Consider the following 22366-nt stretch of genomic DNA (forward strand, 5'->3'; position numbering starts at 1 on the left):
CATGGAAGCGAAATATTACAAGCCCACGGGCGCGGTGTGGCGGCGTGAAAGCCGCTGATCAGGGCGACGCGCTCACAAGGGGAATTAGAATGCGGCATAACCTGTTTTTGGGTGCGGCTATGGTCGCGCTCATCGCGCCGGCTGCGGTTTCGGCACAGGAGACCACGACGTCGGTACGCGGCTCCGTGACGAACAATGGCGCTCCCGTCGCCGGGGCGACCGTGGTCGTACTCGACACCGGAACCAATAGCCGCGCGACCGTGACCACTAATGAAAGCGGCGCGTTCAACGTCGCCAACCTGCGTCCCGGTGGCCCCTACTCGGTCGAAGTGACAAGCCCGGTCGGCAACAAGACGGTTACCGACGTTTTCACCGTCGTCAGCCAGCCGTATGACCTGACCGTCGAACTGGCCGCAGCAGATGGCTCCGCAGAGGGCGGCGACATCGTCGTGACTGCCTCGACGCTGGCACGCGCCGGCACGACCTCGGATGGCCCGCAGACTGTCCTCACGCAGCGCGACATCGCGCGCGTCGCCTCGATCAACCGCGACATCCGCGATCTCGCCCGTCGCGATCCATTCGCGCGCTTCGAGGAAACCGCGGGCGGTGGCCGCGCGATTTCGTTCGCCGGCATCAACCCGCGCTTCAACCGCTTCTCGATCGACGGCGTCGTCGTTTCCGACAACTTCGGCCTCAACCCCGACGCCAGCCCGACCCGCCGCGGCCCAGTGCCGCTCGACTCGATCGGCCAGTTCAGCGTCTCGATCGCGCCGTATGACGTTCGCCAGGGCAACTTCCTGGGTGGCGCGATCGATGCCATCCTGCTCGCGGGCACCAACGAGTTCCACGGCAACGGCTTCTACAGCCAGAACACCGACGGGCTCACCGGCGAGCGGATCGGCCGCAACATCGACACGAACCTCGACTTCAAGAGCGAGACCTATGGCGCCACGCTGTCGGGCCCGATCATCAAGGACAAGCTGTTCTTCATGATCTCGGGCGAGCGCAACACCGAGGGCAATCCGGTTTCGCCGACGCCTGACCAGATCCCGGGCCTCACGCAGGGCCTGATCGACACGGTCGGCGGGATCGCCGACACGGTTTACGGTTTTGACGCCGGCGGCCCGCTGACGGTTTCGCAGGAGAAGGACGAGAAGGTGGTCGGCAAGATCACCTGGAACGTCAGCGACAACCATCGCCTGTCGCTGAGCTACATCAGCGCTTACGATGAGGCGAACTTCCTCCAGAACGGCAGCACGAGCCCGTCGCAGCCGTCTTACGGCCTGTCGTCGAACGCCTACAAGGCGACCGAACTGCTTCGTGCCGGCATCGCGCAGTTGAACTCGCAGTGGACCGAATCGTTCTCGACCGAGGGCCGCTTCCTCTACAAGAGCTACGAGCGTGGCGCGCTTTCGCTGAACGGCAACGAGTTCGCCCAGTTCGGTGTTTGCACCGACGCGACCTCGGCTGGCACCGCAAACCAGTGCACGCCCGGCGCCGCCCGCTTGTTCTTCGGGCCTGACAGCTCGCGCCAGTCGAACGAATTCTACACCGATACCTATTCGGGATCGGTGCTGGCACGGCTAAACATGAACGGTCACGACCTGAAGGTCTTCGGCCAGTATGACGAAGTCCGGATCTTCAACCTGTTCCTGCAGAACACCACCGGCAACTATTATTTCGACTCGCTGGCCGACTTCCAGGGCCGGCGCGCGAACTCGCTGACGTTCCAGCGCCCGGCATCGGGCAACGTCAACGATGCCGCGGCGGACTTCCAGTATCGCCAGTACACCTTCGGCATCCAAGACGATTGGCAGATCACCGATCGCCTGAACGTGTCGCTCGGCATGCGGTACGACCTTTATGACGGCGAGAACGACATCCCGTATAACTCGGGCTTCCAGGCGCGGTACGGCTTCCCGAACACGAAGAACTTCAAGGGCCTGGGCCTCTTCCAGCCGCGCATCGGCGTGAACTGGGAGCCGATCGACGACGTCAAGATCCGCGGTGGCTTCGGCGTGTTCGGCGGCGGTACGCCGGATGTGTACCTGTCGAACAGTTATTCGAACGCCGGTGCTGGCGTCGGTGGAGTCGGGATCAACTCGGTTACCATCCAGCGCGTCGGCGTAACGCCGCAGACGCCGACCGGTTACACGATCAACGGCCAGGCGCTTGCCACCGCCACGGGTGATGCGGTGCTCAACAACGTGTCGGGCAGCACGATCCCAGCACAGCTTCAAGCGCTGATCCCGGACACCGGCGCCAACCCGCTGGCCAACATCAACGCGCTCGACCGCGATTTCCAGATCCCGTCGGTGTACAAGGCAACGCTGTCGGCCGACTGGACCCCGCGCAATTTCCTGGGTGGCGGCTGGCGCTTTGGTGCGGATTACTACTTCAGCCGCACGCGTGACTCGATCCAGTTCGTCGATCTCCGCTCCATCCCGGTCGGGACGCTGCCGGATGGCCGCCCGCGCTACGGCCCGCTGGTCGGTACGAACACCAACACGGATATCGTGCTCGCCAATGGCGATCGTGGCCGCAGCCATGTCGGTGTCGTGCGCGTCGACAAGACGTTCGACTTCGGCCTGTTGCTCAACTTCGCCTATTCGCTGCAGGACGTGAAGGACGAGACGCCGGCGACGTCGTCGACCGCCGGTTCGAACTATGCCAACGGCGCCTTCCTCGCGGATCGTGCGGTATACGGCACCGCGAACGACCAGGTTGCTTGGTCGTTCAAGTACGGCATCGGCTTCGACCGTGCGATCTTCCAGGACGCTCGGACGATCGTTCAGCTGTTCGGCGAAACCCAGGCGGGTCGCCCGTATAGCTTCACGATGGAAGATTTGGGCAGCACGCCGCGCAGCGCGGTGTTCGGCCTGACCGGTCGTGACGATCGTCACCTCTTCTACGTGCCGCAGGCCGGCGGCGACGCGCTCGTCAGCTACGACAGCGCAGCGACGCAGGCTGCGGTCGAGGGGATTATCGACAGCACGGTGCTGAAGAACTTCCGCGGCAAGATCGCCCCGCGCAACGTCGCTCGTGCACGCGCTTACACGCGGATCGACCTTCACCTCGAGCAGGAAGTCCCGACGTTCATCGGCCGGTCGCGACTGTCGGTATTTGCCGACATCCAGAACGTGCCGAACCTGCTGAACAAGAACTGGGGCGGCTTCCGCCAGGCAGTGTTCCCGTACCTCGAGGACGTTGTGCGGGTGCAGTGCCTCTCCGCCGCAGTCCCGACGGGAACTGCACCGGGAGCTGGGCAGGTCAACACGGCACCGACCCAGACGTGCGCGCAGTATCGGTATTCGGATGCACGGCCGGCGAACGACGCAGTGCCGGAGATCCGGCCGTCGCTGTACTTCATCCGCCTGGGTGCTCGCTTCAAGTTCTGAAGCAGATCCAAAGCTGATCGCCTTCCAGGGCCGCCGCTTCCTTCGGGCAAGCGGCGGCCTTTCTTTTGCGCCGCGCGCATGCCGCGCTATAGGGCGGCGGATGGCGACGACGCTTCCTGCCCCTGCTGCCGCGACCACGGCCGCGACGATCCGGCCGAGCAATCTGGTCGCGCGGCCGTTCTTCGAGGACAAGTCGCGCGCGTTCTGGATGCTGCAGGCGGCGGGGTGGTCGGGCTATCTGGTGCTGCGCACCGTTTCGTCGATCTCGAACGGCTTCACGCTGCAGGGCGTAGTCAGCAACATCGTCGAGACGATCGTGGGCTATTGCCTGACGCTGCTGCTGTCGACGCTGTACGGCTATTATCGCGGGCTGCCGCGGATCACCGCGATCATCCTCACCGTGCTGACGCTGGGCGCGGCGACCTTCATCTACGCGCTGCTCGACACGTTCTCGTTCAGTTTCATCACGCGCGCTGCGCCCGGCATCGACGTGAAGCTGCTGATCGGCGCGCTCTTCCTCAATTTCACCGTGCTCGCGGGGTGGTCCGCTGCATATTTCGGGATTAATTTCTATCTGATCGTTGAGGAGCAGATCGATCAGCTGCGGGACCTCGAGACGCAGGCGTCGTCCGCGCAGCTCGCGATGCTGCGCTATCAGCTGAACCCGCACTTCCTGTTCAACACGCTCAACTCGATTTCGACGCTGGTACTGCTGAAGCAGACCGAGCGCGCGAATGCGATGCTGAGCCGACTGGCGAGCTTCCTGCGCTATACGCTAGCGAACGAGCCGACCGCGCATGTCACGCTGGCGCAGGAAGTCGAGACGCTGAAACTGTATCTCGAAATCGAAAAGATGCGCTTCGAGGACCGCTTGCGGCCGAAGTTCGATATCGATCCGGCGGCGGAAAAGGCGCAGCTGCCATCGCTGCTGCTGCAGCCGCTGGTCGAGAATGCGATCAAATATGCCGTCACGCCGAAGGAGGATGGCGCGGAAATCCGGGTCACCGCGCGGCTTAACGGCGATCGGGTTCGGATCGGCGTATCGGACACCGGGCCGGGCTTGCAGGCGAACAAGAATCGGCCGAGCCTTTCAACTGGCGTTGGGATCGCCAACATCAGGGAGCGGCTGGCACAATCTTTCGGAACGGATCACCGCTTCGAGATCCGCGCGATGCCTACAGGGGGCTTCGGCGTGGAAATCGAGATCCCGTTCCAGTTCGAGTAGAGGAATACAGGGGGGCAATTGAGTGGAGATGACCGCGCGGCCGACCGTCAGGCCGTGGCGACATTGCATCGGAGAACAGCGTTACCATGACTATCCGCACCATTCTCGTCGATGACGAGCCGCTCGCGATCCAGGGGCTCGAGCTCCGGTTGCAGCCGCACGACGACGTCGAGATCATCGCCAAGTGCCAGAACGGCCGCGAAGCGATCAGCGCGATCAAGACCCACAAGCCCGATCTCGTCTTTCTCGATATCCAGATGCCCGGATTCGACGGCTTTTCCGTCGTGCAGGGGCTGATGGAAGTCGAGCCGCCGCTGTTCGTGTTCGTCACCGCCTATTCGGATCACGCGCTTCGCGCGTTCGAGGCGCAGGCGGTGGATTATCTGATGAAGCCGGTCGAGGAATCGCGGCTCGCTGACACGCTGGAGCGCGTGCGGCAGCGGCTGTCCGAGAAGTCGAGCGTCGGCGAGGCCGAGAAGCTGAAGGAGGCATTGGCCGAACATGCGCCCGAGGCGGCGGCCGATCTGGCGGATGGCGGCGGCGACCATGCTAATGTCGGCCGGTTCGAGAAGCTGATCAACGTGAAGGATCGCGGCCAGATCTTCCGGGTCGATGTCGACACGATCGAGATCGTCGAGGCGGCGGGCGATTACATGTGCATCAAGACCGCAGACAATACGCTGATCCTGCGCGAGACGATGAAGGATCTGGAAAAGCGGCTCGATCCGCGGCGGTTCCAGCGCGTGCATCGCTCGACGATCGTGAACCTCGACCAGGTGCGACAGGTGAAGCCGCATACCAATGGCGAATGCTTCCTGGTGCTCGATTCAGGTGCGCAGGTGAAGGTGAGCCGGAGTTATCGCGACGTGGTGGCGCGGTTCGTTCATTGATCGGGTGACGGCGAGGGCCGGGGTTGCCCCCGGCCCCCTGCCCTTCACCGCGTGCGCGCGGAGAAGGACACGCCGAGGATCCGCGGTTCGTTGTAGACCGCGGCGTTGTAGTTCTCGATGACGCCCTTCAGGTTCTTCTCGCCGGTGATGTTCCGGGCAAAGGCGGCGATCTGGTAGCGATCGTCGGGATCGGTGTAGCCGATCTTCAGGCCGGCCTCGAAATTGCCGTCCGAGTAAAATTCGCGCGTCCGGTACAGCACGAAATTGGTGTAGCCCTGCGCGTTGAAGTCGCCCGCGACGAACAGATTGCCCTGGTTCCACAGCGGGATGTCGTAGCGAACGGCAGCGTTGATCTGCCACTTGGGAGCGTTGGGCAGTGGGTTGCCGTCGATCTGCGCGAGCACCGCGGGGGCGCCGAAGATGGTGCGCGTGATCGTCGGATCCTGCACGGTGCAGGTGACGCGGCCGTTGAGCGCGCAAACCTGCGCGAAGACGCGATCGTCCTGGATCTCGGTCTTCAACACGTTGCCGCCGAGCGAGAAGCTGATGTTGCGGATCGGCCGCCAGTCGATCTGGCCCTCGACGCCCCAGGCAGTCGCCTTGTCGGCGTTGAAGAGCACGCCATTGCCATCGGCATCATTGCCGTTGAGCTGGATGTCATCGACCTGCCAGTGGAAGGCCGTGGCGTTGACGCGCAGGTTCGAGAACGGCTCGCTCTTGAAGCCGACCTCGTACGACATGATCGTTTCGGAATCGGCGGTGGTGAAGGCAGAGGCGAATACCGCGGATCGGCCCTGGATCGTCGGGCCGCGGAAGCCGCGTGCGATGCGGCCGTAGACATTCACCTCGGGCGCGATCTCATAGAGCGCCGACACGTCCCAGCTCGGCTCCTTGCCGACCAGACGGATGTCGCGCGGCGCCGTGGCGGGGAAGTTCACCGTCGCGCCGGTCATCGCCGGCTTCACCAGCGCGGTGCGCTTGCGATCCTCGGTGTAGCGCGCGCCGCCGGTGAGCGTCAGGCGATCGCCGATCTGATAGCTGGCCTGGCCGAACACCGCCCATGACGTGTTGGTATCACGCAGGCGGACCCAATTGTCGGGATTGTTGGTGTTGCTGTTCGCGGCGACGAACGGCGCGGTCAGGAAGAAGCGGCGCTGGTAGAATTCGGTCGTATCGCGCTGATCGAAGTAGAAGCCGCCGAACTGCCACTTGAAAGCGCTATCGCCACTGCTGGCGAGGCGCACTTCCTGCGTCCATTGATCGAGATCGCGGATGTTGCCCTGGCTCTGGCCATAGCCGTTGGCCACGCCATTGACCGGGAAGGACACTGCAGCGCCACCGTCGGTATCGCCGCGGCTGAAGCCGGCCGTCGTCTCGTAGCCGGTGATCGAGGTGAGCGTGATGCCGCCGAAGTCGTAGGCGATGTTCGCCGAGCCGCCGTAGGTGGTGTAGCCCTGCGGACTATCGAACGCCTCGTCCTGCACGATCATGTCGCGCGGCTTGTTGGGATTGTTCGAGCCGCGCGGGAGCGCGTTGCGGTAGAAGATCGTCGAGGTGCCGTCATAATCGCGGGCATGGCCCGACAGGTTGATCGACAGATCCTCGAACGGCGTGATCAGAAGCTGGACGCGAACATCCTTCTCCTCGAAGCCGCCGAGCGCATCCTCGCCGCCGCGCGTGCCATCAAAGCCGGTGCCCGCGAAATTGTTGTCGATCCAGTCGTCGCGGCGCTGATAAAGACCGGACACACGAAACGCGACCTTGTCCTGGATGATCGGCCCGCCGACGCCGACGTCGGCGGTGACGGTGTTGTAGCTGCCGTAGGAGAAATTGCCGCGCGCCTGGAAATCCATCGACGGGCGGATCGTGTCGAACTTGATGATACCCGCAGTGGTGTTGCGACCGAACAGCGAGCCCTGCGGGCCGCGCAGCACTTCGACCTGCGCGACGTCGAACACCGGGTTCGATTTCAGCACGACGTGCTCGAGGACGATGTCGTCTTGGATGATCGACACGGGCTGCGAAGCGCCGAGGTAAAAGTCGATGTTGCCGAGGCCGCGGATGTAGAAGCGCGGGAAGATGCGGCCGGTGGTGCTTTCGGCGTAGAGGCCGGGCACGCGGCCGGCGAGCGCGAGAATGTCTTCGCCGCCTGCCTGGAACTGGCGCAGATCGTCGCCCGCGACGACGCTCACCGAGACGGGAACGCTCTGCTGGTTCGCCTCGCGCCGTTCGGCAGTGACGACGATCTCGTCGAGCCCACCGTCATCGGCCGGGCGATCGGCGCCCTGGTTGGCCTGCGCCGGAGTGGCATCCTGGGCATGGGCGATGACGGGCAGCGCCAGCATGGCGGTGGCAGACAGCAGCAGCGCGCGACGCGCGTTCTTGTAAAGCACGATATTCCCCCTTCGGAACGATCAGAAAGCGGGCGGCATGCCGCCATGTGCCGGCGAAGCGCGCCCGGCGAATCGTTGATGCCAAGCCAGTCACGGCTCTTCCCCACTCGCGCGCTAGGCTTTGATTGCGACCAGTTTGTGACAGAAGATGTCCGAAGCGATGGCGAAACGCACGCATTACGCGACTGCAGCAAATCTGCTACGGGCGCCGGATGCTTACGATCAACGGTATCACGGTGCGCCTGGGTGGGCGCGCGATCCTCGACGGTGCGGCGGCGTCGCTGCCGCCGGGCAGCCGCGTCGGGCTGATCGGGCGCAACGGCGCGGGCAAGTCGACGCTGGTGAAGGTGATCGCCGGACAGATCGATCCCGACGGTGGATCGATCGACATGCCGCGCGGCGCACGCATCGGCTATATCGCCCAGGAAGCGCCCGCGGGCGAGGCCACGCCGTTCGAAACAGTGCTCGCGGCCGACCTCGAGCGCGACCGGCTGATGGCGCAGAGCGAGAGCGAAGTCGATCCGGAGAAGCTCGGCGACATCTACGAGCGGCTGATTGCGATCGACGCTTATACCGCGCCAGCGCGTGCCTCGCAGATCCTGCTCGGGCTCGGGTTCGACGAGGATGCGCAGAACCGGCCGCTCGACAGTTTTTCGGGCGGCTGGAAGATGCGTGTTGCGCTGGCATCGCTGCTGTTCTCGCAGCCGGACCTGCTGCTGCTCGACGAGCCGTCGAACCATCTCGATCTCGAAGCAGTGATGTGGCTGGAGGACTTCCTGCGCTCGTACAAAGCGACGATCGTCGTTGTAAGCCACGAGCGTGACTTCCTCAACAATGTGGTCGATCAGATCCTGCATCTATCGGGCGGCAAGACGACGCTGTACGCCGGCGGTTACGATGCGTTCGAGCGGCAGCGCGCCGAGCGGATGGCGCAGATCGCCGCGGCGAAGGCGAACCAGGACGTGCAGCGCGCCAAGCTGCAGGATTATGTCGCGCGCAACTCCGCCCGCGCCTCGACCGCCAAGCAGGCGCAGAGCCGGGCCAAGATGCTGGCGAAGATGCAGCCGATCGCCGAGCTGGCCAACGACCCCACCCTGTCGTTCGGCTTCCCCGACCCCGAGCCGCTGCGGCCGCCGCTGGTGACGCTCGATCACGCGAGCGTCGGCTATGGTGGCGAGCCGATCCTGCGGAAGCTCAACCTGCGGATGGACCCGGACGATCGGATCGCGCTGCTCGGGCGCAACGGCAACGGCAAGACGACGTTCGCGCGACTGGTCGCGGCGCAGCTGGCGCCGATCGACGGCAGCATGGCGGTGAGCAACCGGATGCGCGTCGGCTATTTCACGCAGTATCAGGTCGAGGAACTCGAGGCGGACGATACGCCGCTCGCGCACATGACGCGGGTAATGAAGGGCGCGAGCCCGGCAGCGGTGCGCGCGCAGCTCGGGCGGTTCGGCTTCTCGGGCGATCGGGCGACGGCGAAGGTCGGCAAGATGTCGGGCGGCGAGAAGGCGCGGCTGGCGCTGGCGCTGATCACGCGCGATGCGCCGCACCTGCTGATCCTCGACGAGCCGACGAACCATCTGGACGTCGATGCGCGCGAGGCGCTGGTGCAGGCGCTCAACGATTATAAGGGCGCGGTGCTGATCGTCAGCCATGATCGGCACATGGTGGAGCTGACCGCCGATCGCCTGGTGCTGGTCGACGACGGCACGGCGCGCGAGTTCGACGGCAGCCTCGACGATTATGTGTCGCTGGTGCTGGCGAAGGAGCCCAAGTCCGAAGGCAAGGCGAACAAGAAGGAAGCCGCCAAGGAGCGCAAGGCGGCGTCGGAGAAGCGCGAGAGCGACAAGGTGTGGCGCAAGGTGGCGCGCGAGATGGAAGCGGAGATCGCTTCGCTGAACGCCGAGCGCGCGACGATCGAGCGGGCGATGTTCGACCCTTCGGGCGCGGATGCGAAGCTGGCCGGGCTGGCAATGAGTGATCTGATGAAGCGGCGGTCGTCGCTGACCGAGCGGATCGAGGCGGCGGAAGCGCGCTGGCTAGAGGCGACCGAGGCGCTGGAGGAGGCGTAACTCCCCTCCCCCCGCGTGCGAGACGTTCCGCGCGCTTACCGCAGCGGCAGGCCAGACAGGCCGGTAACCCTCTTTTGCGCCAGCGTCTGGAAATCGCACAATACGCCGCGCCAGAAGCCGGTGCAGGCGAGTGCGAGATACAGCAGCCATAACCGGGTGCGTGTTTCGCCCGCCTCGGCCGCGGCTTCGTCGCGGCGGGCGTAGAGGCGTTCGCTCCAGGCCTTGAGCGTCAGATGATAATATTCGCGCATAGTCTCGACGTCGCGCACCTCGAAGCCCCAGCGTTCGAGGTTGGTGATGGTGAGGCCGAGATAATCGAGCTCGCCGCCGGGGAAGATCCAGCGGTTGATCACGGCCATGTACGCGCTCTGGCGGCGGAAGCGGGCCAAGTCGCGGGTCGCGCGACGCGTGGTCGCTTGGTGTAGGTATAGCCCACCGGGCTTCAGCAGCCGTACCATCTGCGCGAAGAAGGTGTCGTGATTGTCGATCCCGACATGTTCGAACATGCCGATCTGCGCGATCGCATCATAGGCCTCGGCCTCGTCGAGCGTGCGATAATCGCGCAGTTCGAGCATCACTCGCTTTCCGAACCGTGCGGTGCGCTCGCGCGCGGCGGAAAGCTGCGCCGCGCTGAGCGTCACGCCATGGACGATTGCGCCGTATCGATCGGCGGCATGTTCGGCGAGCCCGCCCCAGCCGCAGCCGATGTCGAGCAGGCGGTCGCCCGGCTTCAGCGCGAGCTTGGTGCAGATCAGGTCGAGCTTCGCGAGTTGGGCGTCGTCGAGGCTAGTTTCGGGCGTGGCGAAGACGGCGCTGGAATATTGCATCCGCTCGTCAAGGAAGAGCCGGTAGAAGGCGTTCGACACGTCGTAGTGGAACTGGATCATGCCGAGATCGTCGCGGCCCCGGCCCGCGACGCGCCGCACGCGTGCGGTGAAACCGAGGCCAGCATCGTTTGGAGCGCGCGCGGTCAAGAACGGGAGCGCGTGGCGGGCGAGCAGGCGCCGGTCGACGTTACGTTTCAGGTAGACTGCGGCGAGATGATCCCAGCGGCCGAGCGCTTCGAGCGGGCTGCCGCCGGTGATCGCGAGATCGCCCGAGAGATAGACTTCGACCAGCGTCGTGAGGCGCGGCGAGCGGAGCAGGCGGCCGATCGCGGCGGGTGAGCCGATGCGGATGCGGATGTCGTCTCGCGCAGCGGGGCCAAGCGGGACGACCTCGCCGTTCCACAGCTCGACGCAGCAGTCGGCGCGGAGATGCTCCGCCAAGTGACGGATGATCGCGCGGGCGTGGGAGAGACGATCCATCGGACGGATCAGCGAGCGTGACGCGGCGGCGTCAGAACGCCATCGCCAGCCGTTCGAACATCTGCCGCGCGGGGCTGACATCGGGCAGGTCGGCGGCCTGCGCATCGTCCAGCCGGGCGACGCGGCGATGGAGATCCATGCTGGCGGCGACCATCGCGCGCGCCTGTTCGGGCAAGGCACGCACCGTCACTGGATCGGAGACCGGCGCATCGCCGAGCCGGCGCGAGGGATCGAGCGCGTCACGCGCGCGCAGCTCGCCAGCCAGCACCGCGCGCTGCGTCAACAGCCAAGCGATCACGTGCATCAGCCGCGTCGTCACCTTGAGCGATTCACAGCTGAAGGTGACCCGCGCCATCGGCTCGAGCGCCTCGCGTTCGGCGCGCCCGCCATCGTCGAAATAGCTGCGCGCGTCGTCGGCGAGCACCATCGCCTCGACGTACAATGCGTCTATCAAGCGCCGATGGATCGGTGAATCGTGCGTGCCCCTTCGCATGTCCACGTTGTTACACCGTTTCGCGGGGACGGCGAGCGGCGCGTGTGCGGACCATGCGTCGGCTGCGTCCCAAAGCGATACTCACGCAATGATATCCGGGATCAGCTGATCTTCCAGCGCGGCGATCTCGTCGCGCAGCCGGAGCTTGCGTTTCTTGAAGCGGGCGAGCTGAATCTGATCGCCTGGCCCGCCATTCACCAACGCCATGATCGCGGTATCGAGATCGCGATGCTCGACCCGCAAAATGCCGAGTCGCGCCATGACCTGGTTGTCGTCCACCCATCGCCCTCCCGTCGGCATATCTGCGTTAGCATAGTGACGCCGAGCGCGCTGCAAAAACTCGTTACATCCGCGTGACATCCCGCGATCCATTCCGCCGGGCGCGGACGAGCAAATTTCGTTGAGGACTTTTTCACAATCGCGTGTTTTACTCCTGAGTCCCGTCAACCAAGCAAGGAGGTTTATGCCATGCAGACCGCGCATCTTTCGGCTCTCGAAGCCAAGCATGCCGTGCTCGATCAGCGCATCAACAACGAAACCCATCGGCCAATGCCCGATGCCCTGCTGATTGCGGAACTCAAGAAGCAGAAGCTGCGCCTGAAGGAGGAAATCTCCTCGGCGCATTGAGCTATCAGGGTCGGGACGGGGGTATACCCCCCGCCCCGCGTCCCGATCAGTTGCCGATCTGGCGCGTCGCCGACTTGCGCGCAGCCGCGCCATAAGGCGGCTTTAGCCCTGCCAATTTCGCGACATCAAGGCGCGACTGACGATATATGCTCTTGGCGTGGCTGAAGGTGCGGAAGCCGTCATGGCCGTGATACGCGCCCATGCCGGATGGCCCCACCCCGCCGAACGGCAGATCCTCCATCGAGACGTGGAAGATCACGTCGTTCACCGTAACACCGCCCGAAATCGTGCGATCGAGCACGCGGCGTTGCTCGGCACTGTCCTTGCCGAAATAATAAAGGCCGAGTGGGCGATCGCGCCGATTGATCTCACTGATTGCGGTATCGATCCCGTCGTATCGACGCACCGGGAGGATCGGCCCGAAGATCTCTTCCTGCATCAGCGTCATATCGTCCGTGACATCAGTGACGATATGCAGCGGCATCTTGCGGCTGTTGGTGCTGCCGAAATCCTCGTTCGCCGGATTGACGACGTCGACCGTTGCGCCCTTCGACCGCGCGTCCTCGATCCAGTCGGTAAGGCGCTGGAAGTGGCGATCGTTGACGATGCTGGTGTAATCGGGGTTGGCGAGCACCGTCGGGTACATTGCGCTGGCGGCTGACTTCAGGCCCTCGACGACTGCGGCTTCCTGGTCCGACGGAACCAGCAGATAATCAGGCGCGAGGCAGATCTGGCCGGCGTTGAGCATCTTGCCGATCGCGACGCGTTCCGTCGCCTGCTTCAGATCGGCGCCCTTGCCGACGATCACGGGCGACTTGCCGCCGAGTTCGAGCGTCACCGGGGTCAGATTGTCCGCCGCGGCATGCAGGATGTGGCGGCCGATGCCGGTCGCGCCGGTGAACAGCAGATGATCGAACGGCAGCTCGGCGAAGGCCTTGCCGATCTCCGGGCCGCCCGAGACGAAGGCGAGTTCGGTCGGGTCGAAATATTTGCCGACGATCTCTTCAAAGAGTGCGGCGGTGACAGGAGTGTATTCGCTGGTCTTCACCATCGCACGGTTGCCCGCCGCGAGCGCGCCCGCGAGCGGCGACATGACGAGGTTCACCGGGAAATTCCACGGCGCGATGATGCCGACGACGCCCTTGGGCTGATACTGGATCGATGCACGCGCGCCGAGCAGGCCGAGCGGAAATTGTACGGAGCGCTTCTCGACCCGCGCCCATTTCGCGAGGTTCTTGATCGCGTGGTTGATCGGCGCGATCGAGCCGGCGATGTCGGTGATCATCGATTGTTCGCGGCTGCGGTGGCCGAAATCCTCGCTCAGCGCGTCGCAGAACCGATCGGCATGGTCGCGGATCATCGCCGCGGCGCGCTTCAGCCGGTCCTTCCGGAGCGACAGTGGCTCGGGCAGCGCGGCCATGAAGCTCGCGCGTTGCGCCGCCAGAATGTCTTTCATCGATCGTCTCCTAATATTCGTATCGTCAGGCAGCGCAGCCGATCAGCCCGGCGATTGGCAGGACCATCGTGTCCTTGCCGGGGCGATCGATGCGCAGCGTGCCGCTGTCGATCACCGCGCCTTGCGTGAGGTCGCGGCGCGTCTGGATCGTGACGTCCAGCGTCGCGGTGACGTCGCCGCCGACATATTGCGTCGTGGTGGCGAAGCCGAGGCCAGCGGTGCCCGTCTGCGTGCCGCGGGCGTAATCCGTGGCGGTGCCATCGAGCGCGAGCCGCAAGGTGGCAGCCTCGGCGCTTGCCACAGCGATCAGGGTGCGAGTCTTGCCGCCGCTGAAAAGATAGGCGGCGCAGCCTCTCGCGGGCAACGACTGGCGCGGCAAGCCGGCGATCGGCAAACCATCGATCGTGGAAGGCGGCGCGGCGGGCGGATCGACCGCAGCCAGCGCGAGGAGAAGCGCGATCATGGCGTGAACCATATCATGAGCAACAGCGCCGGGTAAGCCGCGATGGCGAGATAGGCACCGAAGGGAACGGCGTCGTCGGCCGAGACCGGTCGGCGAGTTGCGGCGCGCCAGGCAACGATGCCCAGCCCGACGAGCGCGGCGACCAGCAGCACCGGCGGCAGCATCCGCCACCCCAGCCACAGCCCAATCGCGCCGAAGAGCTTTGGATCCGCCCCCCCCAGCCCTTCGCGATCGCGCAATCGCTGGTAGGCGGCGCCGATCGACCACAAGGAACAGAAGCCGGCCGCGCCGCCGATCAGGCGATCGCTCAAGCTTGGCGGTAAGACGAGCGCGGCGAGCAGGCCGCCGATGGCGAGCGTTGCAACGAGCGGGTCCGGGATCCACAATTCGGTCGCGTCGAGCGCGGTGACGAGCACCAGGAGCCAGCCGAAGGCGGCGACGATCAGGCCGAGCGGTCCGGGCGCCACAAGGCCGGCGCTCACGCCAACCGCCGCAGCTGCTGCTTCCACTTGCCAGTGAAGTGGTGCGATCTCAGCACCGCAGCAACGCGCCCTGCCACGTAGCAGCATGGCGCTCGCGAGCGGGATCAGATCACGCGCGGCGACCTGTTGGCCGCAAGCGTCGCACATCGATCGCCCGACCAATGACGATCGGCCAGCCGGCCAGCGTACGGCGATCGTCGCGAGGAAACTGCCGATGATCGCACCCAGAAACCCGAGCGCCAGCGGCCAGAAAAGATCAGACACCCTTCTTGCGTATCAGATATCGATAGACACCCAACAGGTTGATCCCGAACAGCGCCACATTCTGCGTGCCTAGTGCCCAATCGCCCGTCAGCGCCGCACCACTGATCCAGCAGATCGACGAGGCCACGAACAGGACGAACCCCCATCCGGTGACGCGCCGCCCCAGATCGAGCGATACCATGAGCGCGGCGATGATGCCGCTGATCGAAGCACCCCATTTCAGTACGTCTGTCAGTGTGTCCATGCCCAGCGCGTAGGGTCGTTCACGACCTTTGTAATTGAGGCCGATCAAGCTTAGATCGCCGACAACGAATATTGCGGAGCAGCATTCCATGGCCACCAATCCCGCCGCCGACTCTGTCGTCATTCTTTCCTACGCGCGCACGCCGATGGGCGGGATGCAGGGCGCGCTCGCCGATGTTTCGGCGACCGATCTTGGCGCGACGGCAGTGCGGGCCGCGGTCGAGCGCGCCGGGGTCGAAGGCAGCGATATCGAGCGGATCTACATGGGCTGCGTGCTGCCGGCCGGGCTTGGCCAGGCGCCGGCGCGGCAGGCGGCGATCAAGGCCGGACTTCCAAAGTCCGTGCAGGCGACCACCGTCAACAAGGTGTGCGGATCGGGCATGCAGACTGTGATCATGGGCGCCGAGGCGATTGCTGCGGGCTCGGTCGACCTGATCGTTGCAGGCGGCATGGAGAGCATGACCAACGCGCCGTACATCCTGAAGAAGCATCGCGGCGGGGCGCGGATCGGCCATGACACGGCCTATGACCATATGTTCCTCGACGGGCTCGAGGATGCGTATGAGGCGGGCCGCGCGATGGGCACGTTCGCGCAGGACACTGCCAACGCCTATCAGCTCACCCGCCAGGCGCAGGACGATTATTCGATCGAATCGCTGCGCCGTGCGCAGGCCGCGATCAGCTCGGGCGCGTTTGCCGAGGAGATCGTTGCGGTCACCGTTTCGACCCGCAAGGGCGACGTGATCGTCGATACGGACGAGCAGCCCGGTCGCGGCATGCCCGACAAGATCCCGACGCTGAAGCCGGCGTTCGCGAAGGACGGCACGATCACCGCCGCGACCAGCTCGTCGATCTCCGACGGCGCGGCGGCGCTGGTGCTGACGCGAGCGAGCCTCGCCGCGGCGAAGGGGCAGAAGCCGGTCGCGCGGATCGTGGCGCATTCGGCCCATGCGCAGGAGCCCGCCGACTTCACCACCGCGCCGGTCGGGGCGATCGAGAAGCTGCTAAAGGCGGCCGGCTGGACGATCGAAGAGGTCGACCTGTTCGAGATCAACGAGGCGTTCGCCTGCGTCGCGATGTTCGCGATGCGCGACCTCGGCATCCCGCACGAGAAGATCAACGTGAACGGCGGGGCGACAGCGCTGGGCCATCCGATCGGCGCATCGGGCGCGCGGATCATCACCACATTGGTCGCGGCGCTGAAGCATCACGGCAAGAAGCGCGGCGTAGCGAGCCTGTGCATTGGTGGCGGCGAAGCGACCGCGATCGCTATCGAGCTGATCTGAGCGTTGGGCAAGGACCACGAACAGGAAGACCACGATCTTCAGGTAGCGCTGGTGCAGTACCAGCAATGGGCGGATGAGACCGGTGCGCGCGCGGTGGTCGTGCTGGAAGGGCGCGATACCGCGGGCAAGGATGGTGCGATCCGGACGCTCGTCCGCCACCTCGCGGTGCGCCACACGCGTGTCATCGCTCTGCCCAAGCCAACCGAGCGCGAACGCTCGCAATGGTTCTTCCAGCGCTATGCCGCGCATCTGCCGGCGGCAGGCGAACTCGTGATCTTCAATCGCAGCTGGTACAATCGCGCCGGCGTGGAGGTGGTCAACGGTTTCTCGACACCTGAGCAGCAGGCGCGGTTCATCGAGGACGTGCCGGGTTTCGAGGCGATGCTGATCGGAGATGGCATCAAGCTGGTGAAGCTGTGGCTCGACATCTCGCGCGAGGAACAGGCGGCACGGCTGGAATCGCGGCGCGAAGACCCGCTGAAATCGCTCAAGATCTCCCCGCTGGACGCGGTCGCGCAGGAGAAATGGGACGATTATTCGGTCGCACGCGACACGATGTTGACGCGTACGAGCACGCCCGTCGCTCCGTGGGCGTGCGTGCGCGCCGACCACAAGAAGCGTGCGCGGCGAGCGATCATCCAGCATCTGCTGCGTGAGCTAGCACCGGCTGAAATCGCGAAGGGCATTACGGTACCCGATCCGGAGACGTTGTTCACGTTCGAAGCGTCGGCAATCGGGGATGGTCGGTTGGAGCGATGACGCGCCGTACCTAAAGTTCGATTTCACTCTACAACTTTGCGCGCTGACGCGTCATACTGCCGTTAAACAGAATAGGAGAGGCAGGCATGACGTTCGAAACGCAGGCGGTCCACGACACGCCCGACGCTCAACTCGGGTTCGATCCGAACGCGCTGAAGGACAAATATCGCATCGAGCGCGACAAGCGGCTGCGCGCCGACGGCAACGAGCAGTATGTCGAGATGGCGGGCAAATTCTCGCGCTTCCTCGACGATCCGTATATCGAGGCGCCGATCGAGCGGGCCGCGCTGGCGGACGAGAAGGACGTCGTTGTGATCGGGGGTGGCTTTGGTGGGTTGCTCGCGGGCGCCAAGCTGCGCGAAGCTGGCGTTAAGGACATTCGCATCATCGAGAAGGGCGGCGAGTTCGGCGGCACCTGGTATTGGAACCGTTATCCGGGCGCAGCGTGCGACATCGAAAGCTACGTCTATCTGCCGCTGCTCGAGGAGACCGGCTTTGTTCCCGAGCGCAAGTATAGCCAAGGGCCCGAGATCCGCGCCTATTCCAAGCGCATTGCAGAGCGCTTCGAACTTGATCGTGACGTGCTGTTCCAGACCGAAGTGACCGATTTGAGCTGGGACGAAGCCGCGCGGCGCTGGACGGTTTCGACCAACCGCGGCGATGCAATCCGCGCCCGTTTCGTCGTGATGGCGAACGGCCCGCTGCATCGCCCCAAGCTGCCCGGCATCCCCGGCATCGAATCGTTCGAAGGACATACCTTCCACACCAGCCGCTGGGATTACGACTATACCGGCGGCGACCAGAATGGCGGGCTCGACAAGCTCGGCGACAAGGTGGTCGGGATCATCGGTACCGGGGCGACCTCGGTGCAATGCGTGCCGCACCTCGGCGAAACAGCCAAGCAGCTCTACGTTTTCCAGCGTACACCATCGTCGATCGACGTGCGCGGCGACCGGCCGACCGACCCAACCTGGGCCGAGACGCTGACGCCGGGCTGGCATCAGCATCGGATGGAGAATTTCAACACGCTCGTCTCTGGCGGCTGGGCGGATGAGGATCTGGTCAACGACGGCTGGACCGACATCATCCGGAATCTCGGCGTGATCGCGCGGATGAAGGCGGCGAAGAGCGGCGCGGAAAATCCCGACGACCTGGTCCAACTCGCCGATTTCCAGAAGATGGAATCGATCCGCGCACGGGTCGATAGCGTGGTTCAGGACCAGGCTACGGCCGACGCACTCAAGCCGTGGTACAACCAGTTCTGCAAGCGGCCGTGCTTCCACGACGATTATCTCGCGACGTTCAATCGCCCGAACGTCAGCCTGATCGATACGCAGGGTCGCGGCGTCGAGCGGATCACCCGCGATGGCGTGGTGGTGGCGGGTAAGGAGTACAAGCTCGACTGCCTGATCTTCGCCACCGGCTTCGAGGTCGGCACGAGCTATGCGCGGCGCGCAGGATACGAGATCCGCGGTACCGGCGGGCGGACGCTGGAGGAGAAATGGGCGAGCGGCGGCAAGTCGCTGCACGGGATGACGGTGAACGGCTTCCCGAACATGTTCATCTTTTCGGTGATCCAATCAGGCTTTACCGCCAATTATCCACACGCGCTGCTCGAGCAGGCGACGCACAGCGCGCACATCATCGGCCATGCGCTCGCGACTCAGAAGTCGCGTGTCGAGCCGACCGAGGATGCGGAAAACGCCTGGACGCAGGAAATCCTGACCGCGGTGCTCGACCGGCGCAAGTTCCTCGAGGAATGCACCCCGGGCTATTACAATGGCGAAGGGCAATTGAGTCGGCTTGCGGCGAGCTTTTCGAGCTATGGCAAGGGATCGGTGGCGTTCTTCGCGACGATCAAGGCCTGGCGCGAGGACGGCGGGATGCCGGGGCTGACGCTGGATTGAGCCAACGAGCGCACTCCGTTCGTCCCGAGCGACGTCGAGGGACATGCCCCACCCGAAGTCCGTGGTGTCTCGACTTTGCTCGACACGAACGGTTGGGGTGAGCCGCCTTATTCGTTCTCCGTACTTTCTCGACATATTCCAAGATCACACAAGGATCACCGAATGACCGATACCCTGCCCGATACGCACCGCCGCCTCGTCTCGACCGTCACCAAGGACGGCGAGATCCGCCTTTCGCTGCAGACCGTGCCGCTGCCGGTGCCGGGCGACGACGAGGTGCTCGTCCGCGTCGAGGCGACGCCGATCAACCCGTCGGACCTTGGCGTGTTGCTCGCGCTGACCGAGGGGTCTGCCTTCAGCGCGGTCGATGGTGGAGCGAGCGCGCCGCTGACCCCGGCAGTGCAGCGGGCGCTCGGCGCGCGGGCCGGGATCGATCTGCCGGTGGGGAATGAGGGCGCCGGGCGGGTCGTTGCGGCGGGCTCGTCCGAGGCGGCGCAGGCACTGGTGGGCAAAACGGTCGCGCTGGCCGGGGGCGGGTTCTATGCGCAATATCGCAAGGTGCCCGCGGCTGCCTGTATGATCGTGCCCGACGGGACGAGCGCGGAGGAAGCCGCATCGTCGTACGTCAATCCGCTCACCGCGCTCGGCATGGTGGGCACGCTGAAGCGCGAGGGCTACAAGGCGATCGTGCACACCGCGGCGGCATCGAACCTCGGGCAGATGCTGGTGAAACTGTGCGCGGCGGATGGGATTGCGCTGGTGAACGTGGTGCGCAGTCAAGCACAGGCCGAGCTGCTGCGCGGGCTGGGCGCCGAACATGTGGTCGATATGACGGCGGAGGATTTCGTCCCCAAGCTGATCGACGCGATCGCCGCGACCGATGCGTATCTCGCGTTCGACGCGGTCGGCGGGGGCAAGCTCGCGGGGCAGATCCTGGCGGCGATGGAGCAGGCGGCGCTGCGCACGCAGAAGGCGGATGGCCCGTATGGGTCGCGGCAGATGAAGCAGGTGTATGTTTATGGCGGGCTGTCGACCGCGCCGACCGAGTTCAACCGTGGCTTCGGAATGCGGTGGCGGATGGGTGGCTGGCTGCTGACGTATTTCCTCGAGGATGTCGGCGCCGATGAAGCGAAGGCGCTCCGCGATCGCGTGGCGCGTGAGCTGAAGACGACGTTCGCGAGCAAGTATACGCAGCGCATCTCGCTCGACGAAGCGCTCGATCCGGCGATCATCGCGGCGTACGGCAAGCGCGCTACGGGTGAGAAGTATCTGATCCTGCCGCAAAGCTGACGCCGTTCCGGACGGAGCCAGCGTTGCGGTCGATGCGGACGCTCGCTCCCTCCGGCAATTGCATGACGAAGCCGGATGCGTGGGCCCAGTCGTGCGGCTGCATCCGTGCGCCGTCTAGCCGAAGCCATGCCGTGTCATGGCGGATTGCCGGGTCGCTGATCGCGGGGTGCGTGCGCCGCCAGGCCGCGAGTCCAGCGACATAGTCCTCTAGTTCGCGATCGCGCGTCGACCAATCGAGCCATGAGATCGCATTGTCCTGCGCATAGGCGTTGTTGTTGCCGCGCTGCGTGCGGCCGAACTCGTCGCCGGCGGTGAGCATGATCGTGCCGCGTGCGGCGAACAGCGTGGCGAGCAAGGCACGGACGTCCTCGGACCGACCCTGCCCTTCCCTCCCGGCGTTCCAGCTTACCTCGTCGGCGTGGCCGTCGCGGTTGCCCTCGCCGTTCGCCTCGTTGTGGCGGGTGGCGTAGGCGATGGTGTCGGCGAGGGTGAAGCCGTCGTGCGCAGCGACGAAGTTGACGGTGCGAGTGTGGGCGGCGCCGAACACGTCGGTCGAGCCGGCGAGGCGCGTGGCGAGTGCGCCGGCGCTACCGTCGCCGCGCCAGAAGCGGCGCAAGTCGTCGCGAAAACGATCGTTCCATTCGAGCCATGTCGGCGGGAAGGCGCCGAGCTGGTAACCGCCGGGGCCGATATCCCAGGGTTCGGCGATCATGATCCGGTCGGCAAGCAGCGGATCGGCGGCGATGGCGGCGAAGATCGGGGCGGTGGGATCGAAGCCGGGGGAGCGGGCGAGGATCGGGGCGAGATCGAAGCGGAAGCCGTCGACGCCTGCCTGCGCGACGAAATGACGCAGCGTTTCCAGTGTCATGTTGCGCACGGCGGGATAACCGAAGTCGAGCGTGTTACCGGTGCCGGCGTCGTTGATCAGTGTGCCGTCCGGGGCCTTGGCGTAGACTGCGTCGTCGAGGCCGCGGAAGGACATGGTCGGGCCGGCGAGGTCGCTTTCGCCGGTGTGGTTGAAGACCAAGTCGAGGATCGTGCCGATGCCGGCGGTGCGGAGCGCGGCGACGGTGGCGCGGAGTTCGGCCATGCCGCCGGGGCACAGGCGTGGGTCAAGCGCCATCGGGACAACGGGGTTGTAGCCCCATGCGTTGCTCAGGCCGAGCGGTGGGAGGTGGCGTTCGTCTATCCAGGCAACGATCGGCATCAGCTCGACCGCGTTGACACCAAGCTTGTGGAGATGCGCGATGATGGCGGGGTGCGCGAGCGCGGCGACGGTGCCGCGTTGGTCTGCGGGCACCTCAGGATGCAGCATGGTGAAGCCGCGGACGTTGAGTTCGTAGATCAGGCCGCCGGGGCGGAATACGGGGGGGCGAAGGGAGTTTGGCGGGGGCAAATGGGTGACGATCGCCTTCGGAACGAGGGCAGCGGTGTCGATACCGGAGGTGCCGAGGCGGGGATCGTAGGCGAAGGGGCGGTCGAGGTGAGTTGCGGCGGGGTCGACGAGGAGTTTGGACACGTCGAACGGCGGCTCGCCAGCGGCGCGATAGCCGTAGCGGGTGCCGGGCGGGGTGGGATGATCGGTGCTCCAGTCGTCGCCCGCGCGGGTCATCGGGATGCGGGTTTCTTGGTCGGCTTCGTCGAAGAGGCAAAGCCAGACGGCGGTGGCGTTCGGGGAGCGCAGGCGAAAGCGATGCGCAAACGTTGCATCCGTCATGCCGGGCCTGTCCCGGCATCCACCGTGCCGCACATTTTACGCTGATTGGGTTTGGCGAGACGTGGATGCCGGGACGAGCCCGGCATGACGG

General features: G+C 65.1%; 18 protein-coding genes. 9 read left to right on the forward strand and 9 right to left on the reverse strand.

Going from position 1 to position 22366, the window contains the following annotated elements:
• The first annotated feature begins 89 nt into the window (after positions 1-89).
• The 3 genes from LLW23_RS01945 to LLW23_RS01955 all read left to right on the forward strand — a co-directional run bounded on the left by LLW23_RS01945 (position 90) and on the right by LLW23_RS01955 (position 5513).
• Positions 90-3398 (forward strand): TonB-dependent receptor, encoded by a 3309-nt coding sequence (locus tag LLW23_RS01945; RefSeq protein ID WP_228947112.1) that lies wholly within the window; start codon positions 90-92, stop codon positions 3396-3398.
• Positions 3399-3498: 100 nt separating this feature from the next.
• On the forward strand, positions 3499-4623 hold the full coding sequence (locus tag LLW23_RS01950; protein WP_228947113.1) for a sensor histidine kinase: 1125 nt from the start codon (positions 3499-3501) through the stop codon (positions 4621-4623).
• An 86-nt stretch (positions 4624-4709) separates the two neighbouring features.
• The gene (locus LLW23_RS01955) at positions 4710-5513 is read left to right on the forward strand and encodes a LytR/AlgR family response regulator transcription factor (RefSeq protein ID WP_228947114.1); all 804 of its coding nucleotides are present in this window, start codon (positions 4710-4712) and stop codon (positions 5511-5513) included.
• A gap of 44 nt (positions 5514-5557) precedes the next feature.
• On the opposite strand, the gene LLW23_RS01960 is transcribed toward LLW23_RS01955, so the two are convergent.
• On the reverse strand, positions 5558-7858 hold the full coding sequence (locus tag LLW23_RS01960) for a TonB-dependent receptor (RefSeq protein ID WP_228948435.1): 2301 nt from the start codon (positions 7856-7858) through the stop codon (positions 5558-5560).
• A gap of 260 nt (positions 7859-8118) precedes the next feature.
• On the opposite strand from LLW23_RS01960, the gene LLW23_RS01965 reads away from it, so the two are divergent.
• On the forward strand, positions 8119-9981 hold the full coding sequence (locus LLW23_RS01965) for an ABC-F family ATP-binding cassette domain-containing protein (protein ID WP_228947115.1): 1863 nt from the start codon (positions 8119-8121) through the stop codon (positions 9979-9981).
• 35 nt (positions 9982-10016) lie between these two features.
• Here LLW23_RS01965 and LLW23_RS01970 read toward each other — a convergent pair whose 3' ends face one another.
• The 3 genes from LLW23_RS01970 to LLW23_RS01980 all read right to left on the reverse strand — a co-directional run bounded on the left by LLW23_RS01970 (position 10017) and on the right by LLW23_RS01980 (position 12042).
• Positions 10017-11288, reverse strand: coding sequence for an SAM-dependent methyltransferase (locus tag LLW23_RS01970; protein ID WP_228947116.1), 1272 nt, complete (start codon positions 11286-11288; stop codon positions 10017-10019).
• Between the two features lie 31 nt (positions 11289-11319).
• Positions 11320-11781: a DUF1465 family protein gene (locus LLW23_RS01975; protein WP_228947117.1), complete on the reverse strand. Its 462-nt coding sequence runs from the start codon at positions 11779-11781 to the stop codon at positions 11320-11322.
• 81 nt (positions 11782-11862) lie between these two features.
• Positions 11863-12042, reverse strand: a complete 180-nt coding sequence (locus LLW23_RS01980; RefSeq protein ID WP_228948436.1) for a YdcH family protein — start codon at positions 12040-12042, stop codon at positions 11863-11865.
• Positions 12043-12249: 207 nt separating this feature from the next.
• On the opposite strand from LLW23_RS01980, the gene LLW23_RS01985 reads away from it, so the two are divergent.
• Complete coding sequence (locus LLW23_RS01985) at positions 12250-12408, forward strand: YdcH family protein (RefSeq protein WP_228947118.1); 159 nt, start codon at positions 12250-12252, stop codon at positions 12406-12408.
• 46 nt (positions 12409-12454) lie between these two features.
• Here the strand turns inward: LLW23_RS01985 and LLW23_RS01990 are convergent, their stop codons facing one another.
• From LLW23_RS01990 to LLW23_RS02005, 4 genes are read right to left on the reverse strand one after another with little or no spacing between them, the layout of a single operon-like run.
• On the reverse strand, positions 12455-13864 hold the full coding sequence (locus LLW23_RS01990) for a coniferyl aldehyde dehydrogenase (RefSeq protein WP_228947119.1): 1410 nt from the start codon (positions 13862-13864) through the stop codon (positions 12455-12457).
• 25 nt (positions 13865-13889) lie between these two features.
• Complete coding sequence (locus tag LLW23_RS01995; protein ID WP_228947120.1) at positions 13890-14327, reverse strand: hypothetical protein; 438 nt, start codon at positions 14325-14327, stop codon at positions 13890-13892.
• Complete coding sequence (locus LLW23_RS02000) at positions 14324-15073, reverse strand: prepilin peptidase (protein WP_228947121.1); 750 nt, start codon at positions 15071-15073, stop codon at positions 14324-14326. Before LLW23_RS02000 ends, LLW23_RS01995 begins: the two co-directional genes overlap by 4 nt.
• Positions 15066-15317, reverse strand: a complete 252-nt coding sequence (locus LLW23_RS02005; protein WP_228947122.1) for a hypothetical protein — start codon at positions 15315-15317, stop codon at positions 15066-15068. The genes LLW23_RS02000 and LLW23_RS02005 overlap by 8 nt, the downstream gene beginning before the upstream one ends.
• Before the next feature lie 88 nt (positions 15318-15405).
• Between LLW23_RS02005 and LLW23_RS02010 the strand changes: the two genes are divergently transcribed.
• From LLW23_RS02010 to LLW23_RS02025, 4 genes are all read left to right on the forward strand, one after another.
• Complete coding sequence (locus LLW23_RS02010; RefSeq protein WP_228947123.1) at positions 15406-16602, forward strand: acetyl-CoA C-acyltransferase; 1197 nt, start codon at positions 15406-15408, stop codon at positions 16600-16602.
• A 3-nt stretch (positions 16603-16605) separates the two neighbouring features.
• Entirely contained in the window at positions 16606-17361 is a 756-nt protein-coding gene (ppk2, locus tag LLW23_RS02015; protein WP_228947124.1) for a polyphosphate kinase 2, read from the forward strand.
• Between the two features lie 86 nt (positions 17362-17447).
• Positions 17448-19268 carry a flavin-containing monooxygenase gene (locus tag LLW23_RS02020; RefSeq protein WP_228947125.1) on the forward strand — a complete coding sequence of 607 codons (1821 nt, stop codon included), beginning with the start codon at positions 17448-17450 and terminating at the stop codon, positions 19266-19268.
• Between the two features lie 162 nt (positions 19269-19430).
• A complete protein-coding gene (locus LLW23_RS02025; protein WP_228947126.1) occupies positions 19431-20558 on the forward strand; it encodes a zinc-binding dehydrogenase in 1128 nt (375 codons plus the stop codon).
• On the opposite strand, the gene LLW23_RS02030 is transcribed toward LLW23_RS02025, so the two are convergent.
• Complete coding sequence (locus tag LLW23_RS02030) at positions 20521-22275, reverse strand: glycogen debranching protein (protein ID WP_228947127.1); 1755 nt, start codon at positions 22273-22275, stop codon at positions 20521-20523. The genes LLW23_RS02025 and LLW23_RS02030 overlap by 38 nt on opposite strands.
• Between the last annotated feature and the right edge of the window lie 91 nt (positions 22276-22366).

The sequence above is a fragment of the Sphingomonas radiodurans genome (assembly GCF_020866845.1).
GTDB classification, from domain to species: Bacteria; Pseudomonadota; Alphaproteobacteria; order Sphingomonadales; family Sphingomonadaceae; genus Sphingomonas; species Sphingomonas radiodurans.

Excerpts from the sequence above, each read along its gene's own strand:
- LLW23_RS01945 (WP_228947112.1), top strand. The coding sequence starts at position 90 with ATGCGGCATAACCTGTTTTTGGGTGCGGCTATGGTCGCGCTCATCGCG.
- LLW23_RS01950 (WP_228947113.1), top strand. The coding sequence starts at position 3,499 with ATGGCGACGACGCTTCCTGCCCCTGCTGCCGCGACCACGGCCGCGACG.
- LLW23_RS01955 (WP_228947114.1), top strand. The coding sequence starts at position 4,710 with ATGACTATCCGCACCATTCTCGTCGATGACGAGCCGCTCGCGATCCAG.
- LLW23_RS01960 (WP_228948435.1), bottom strand. The coding sequence starts at position 7,858 with ATGCTGGCGCTGCCCGTCATCGCCCATGCCCAGGATGCCACTCCGGCG.
- LLW23_RS01965 (WP_228947115.1), top strand. The coding sequence starts at position 8,119 with ATGCTTACGATCAACGGTATCACGGTGCGCCTGGGTGGGCGCGCGATC.
- LLW23_RS01970 (WP_228947116.1), bottom strand. The coding sequence starts at position 11,288 with ATGGATCGTCTCTCCCACGCCCGCGCGATCATCCGTCACTTGGCGGAG.
- LLW23_RS01975 (WP_228947117.1), bottom strand. The coding sequence starts at position 11,781 with ATGCGAAGGGGCACGCACGATTCACCGATCCATCGGCGCTTGATAGAC.
- LLW23_RS01980 (WP_228948436.1), bottom strand. The coding sequence starts at position 12,042 with ATGGCGCGACTCGGCATTTTGCGGGTCGAGCATCGCGATCTCGATACC.
- LLW23_RS01985 (WP_228947118.1), top strand. The coding sequence starts at position 12,250 with ATGCAGACCGCGCATCTTTCGGCTCTCGAAGCCAAGCATGCCGTGCTC.
- LLW23_RS01990 (WP_228947119.1), bottom strand. The coding sequence starts at position 13,864 with ATGAAAGACATTCTGGCGGCGCAACGCGCGAGCTTCATGGCCGCGCTG.
- LLW23_RS01995 (WP_228947120.1), bottom strand. The coding sequence starts at position 14,327 with ATGATCGCGCTTCTCCTCGCGCTGGCTGCGGTCGATCCGCCCGCCGCG.
- LLW23_RS02005 (WP_228947122.1), bottom strand. The coding sequence starts at position 15,317 with ATGGACACACTGACAGACGTACTGAAATGGGGTGCTTCGATCAGCGGC.
- LLW23_RS02010 (WP_228947123.1), top strand. The coding sequence starts at position 15,406 with ATGGCCACCAATCCCGCCGCCGACTCTGTCGTCATTCTTTCCTACGCG.
- LLW23_RS02020 (WP_228947125.1), top strand. The coding sequence starts at position 17,448 with ATGACGTTCGAAACGCAGGCGGTCCACGACACGCCCGACGCTCAACTC.
- LLW23_RS02025 (WP_228947126.1), top strand. The coding sequence starts at position 19,431 with ATGACCGATACCCTGCCCGATACGCACCGCCGCCTCGTCTCGACCGTC.
- LLW23_RS02030 (WP_228947127.1), bottom strand. The coding sequence starts at position 22,275 with ATGACGGATGCAACGTTTGCGCATCGCTTTCGCCTGCGCTCCCCGAAC.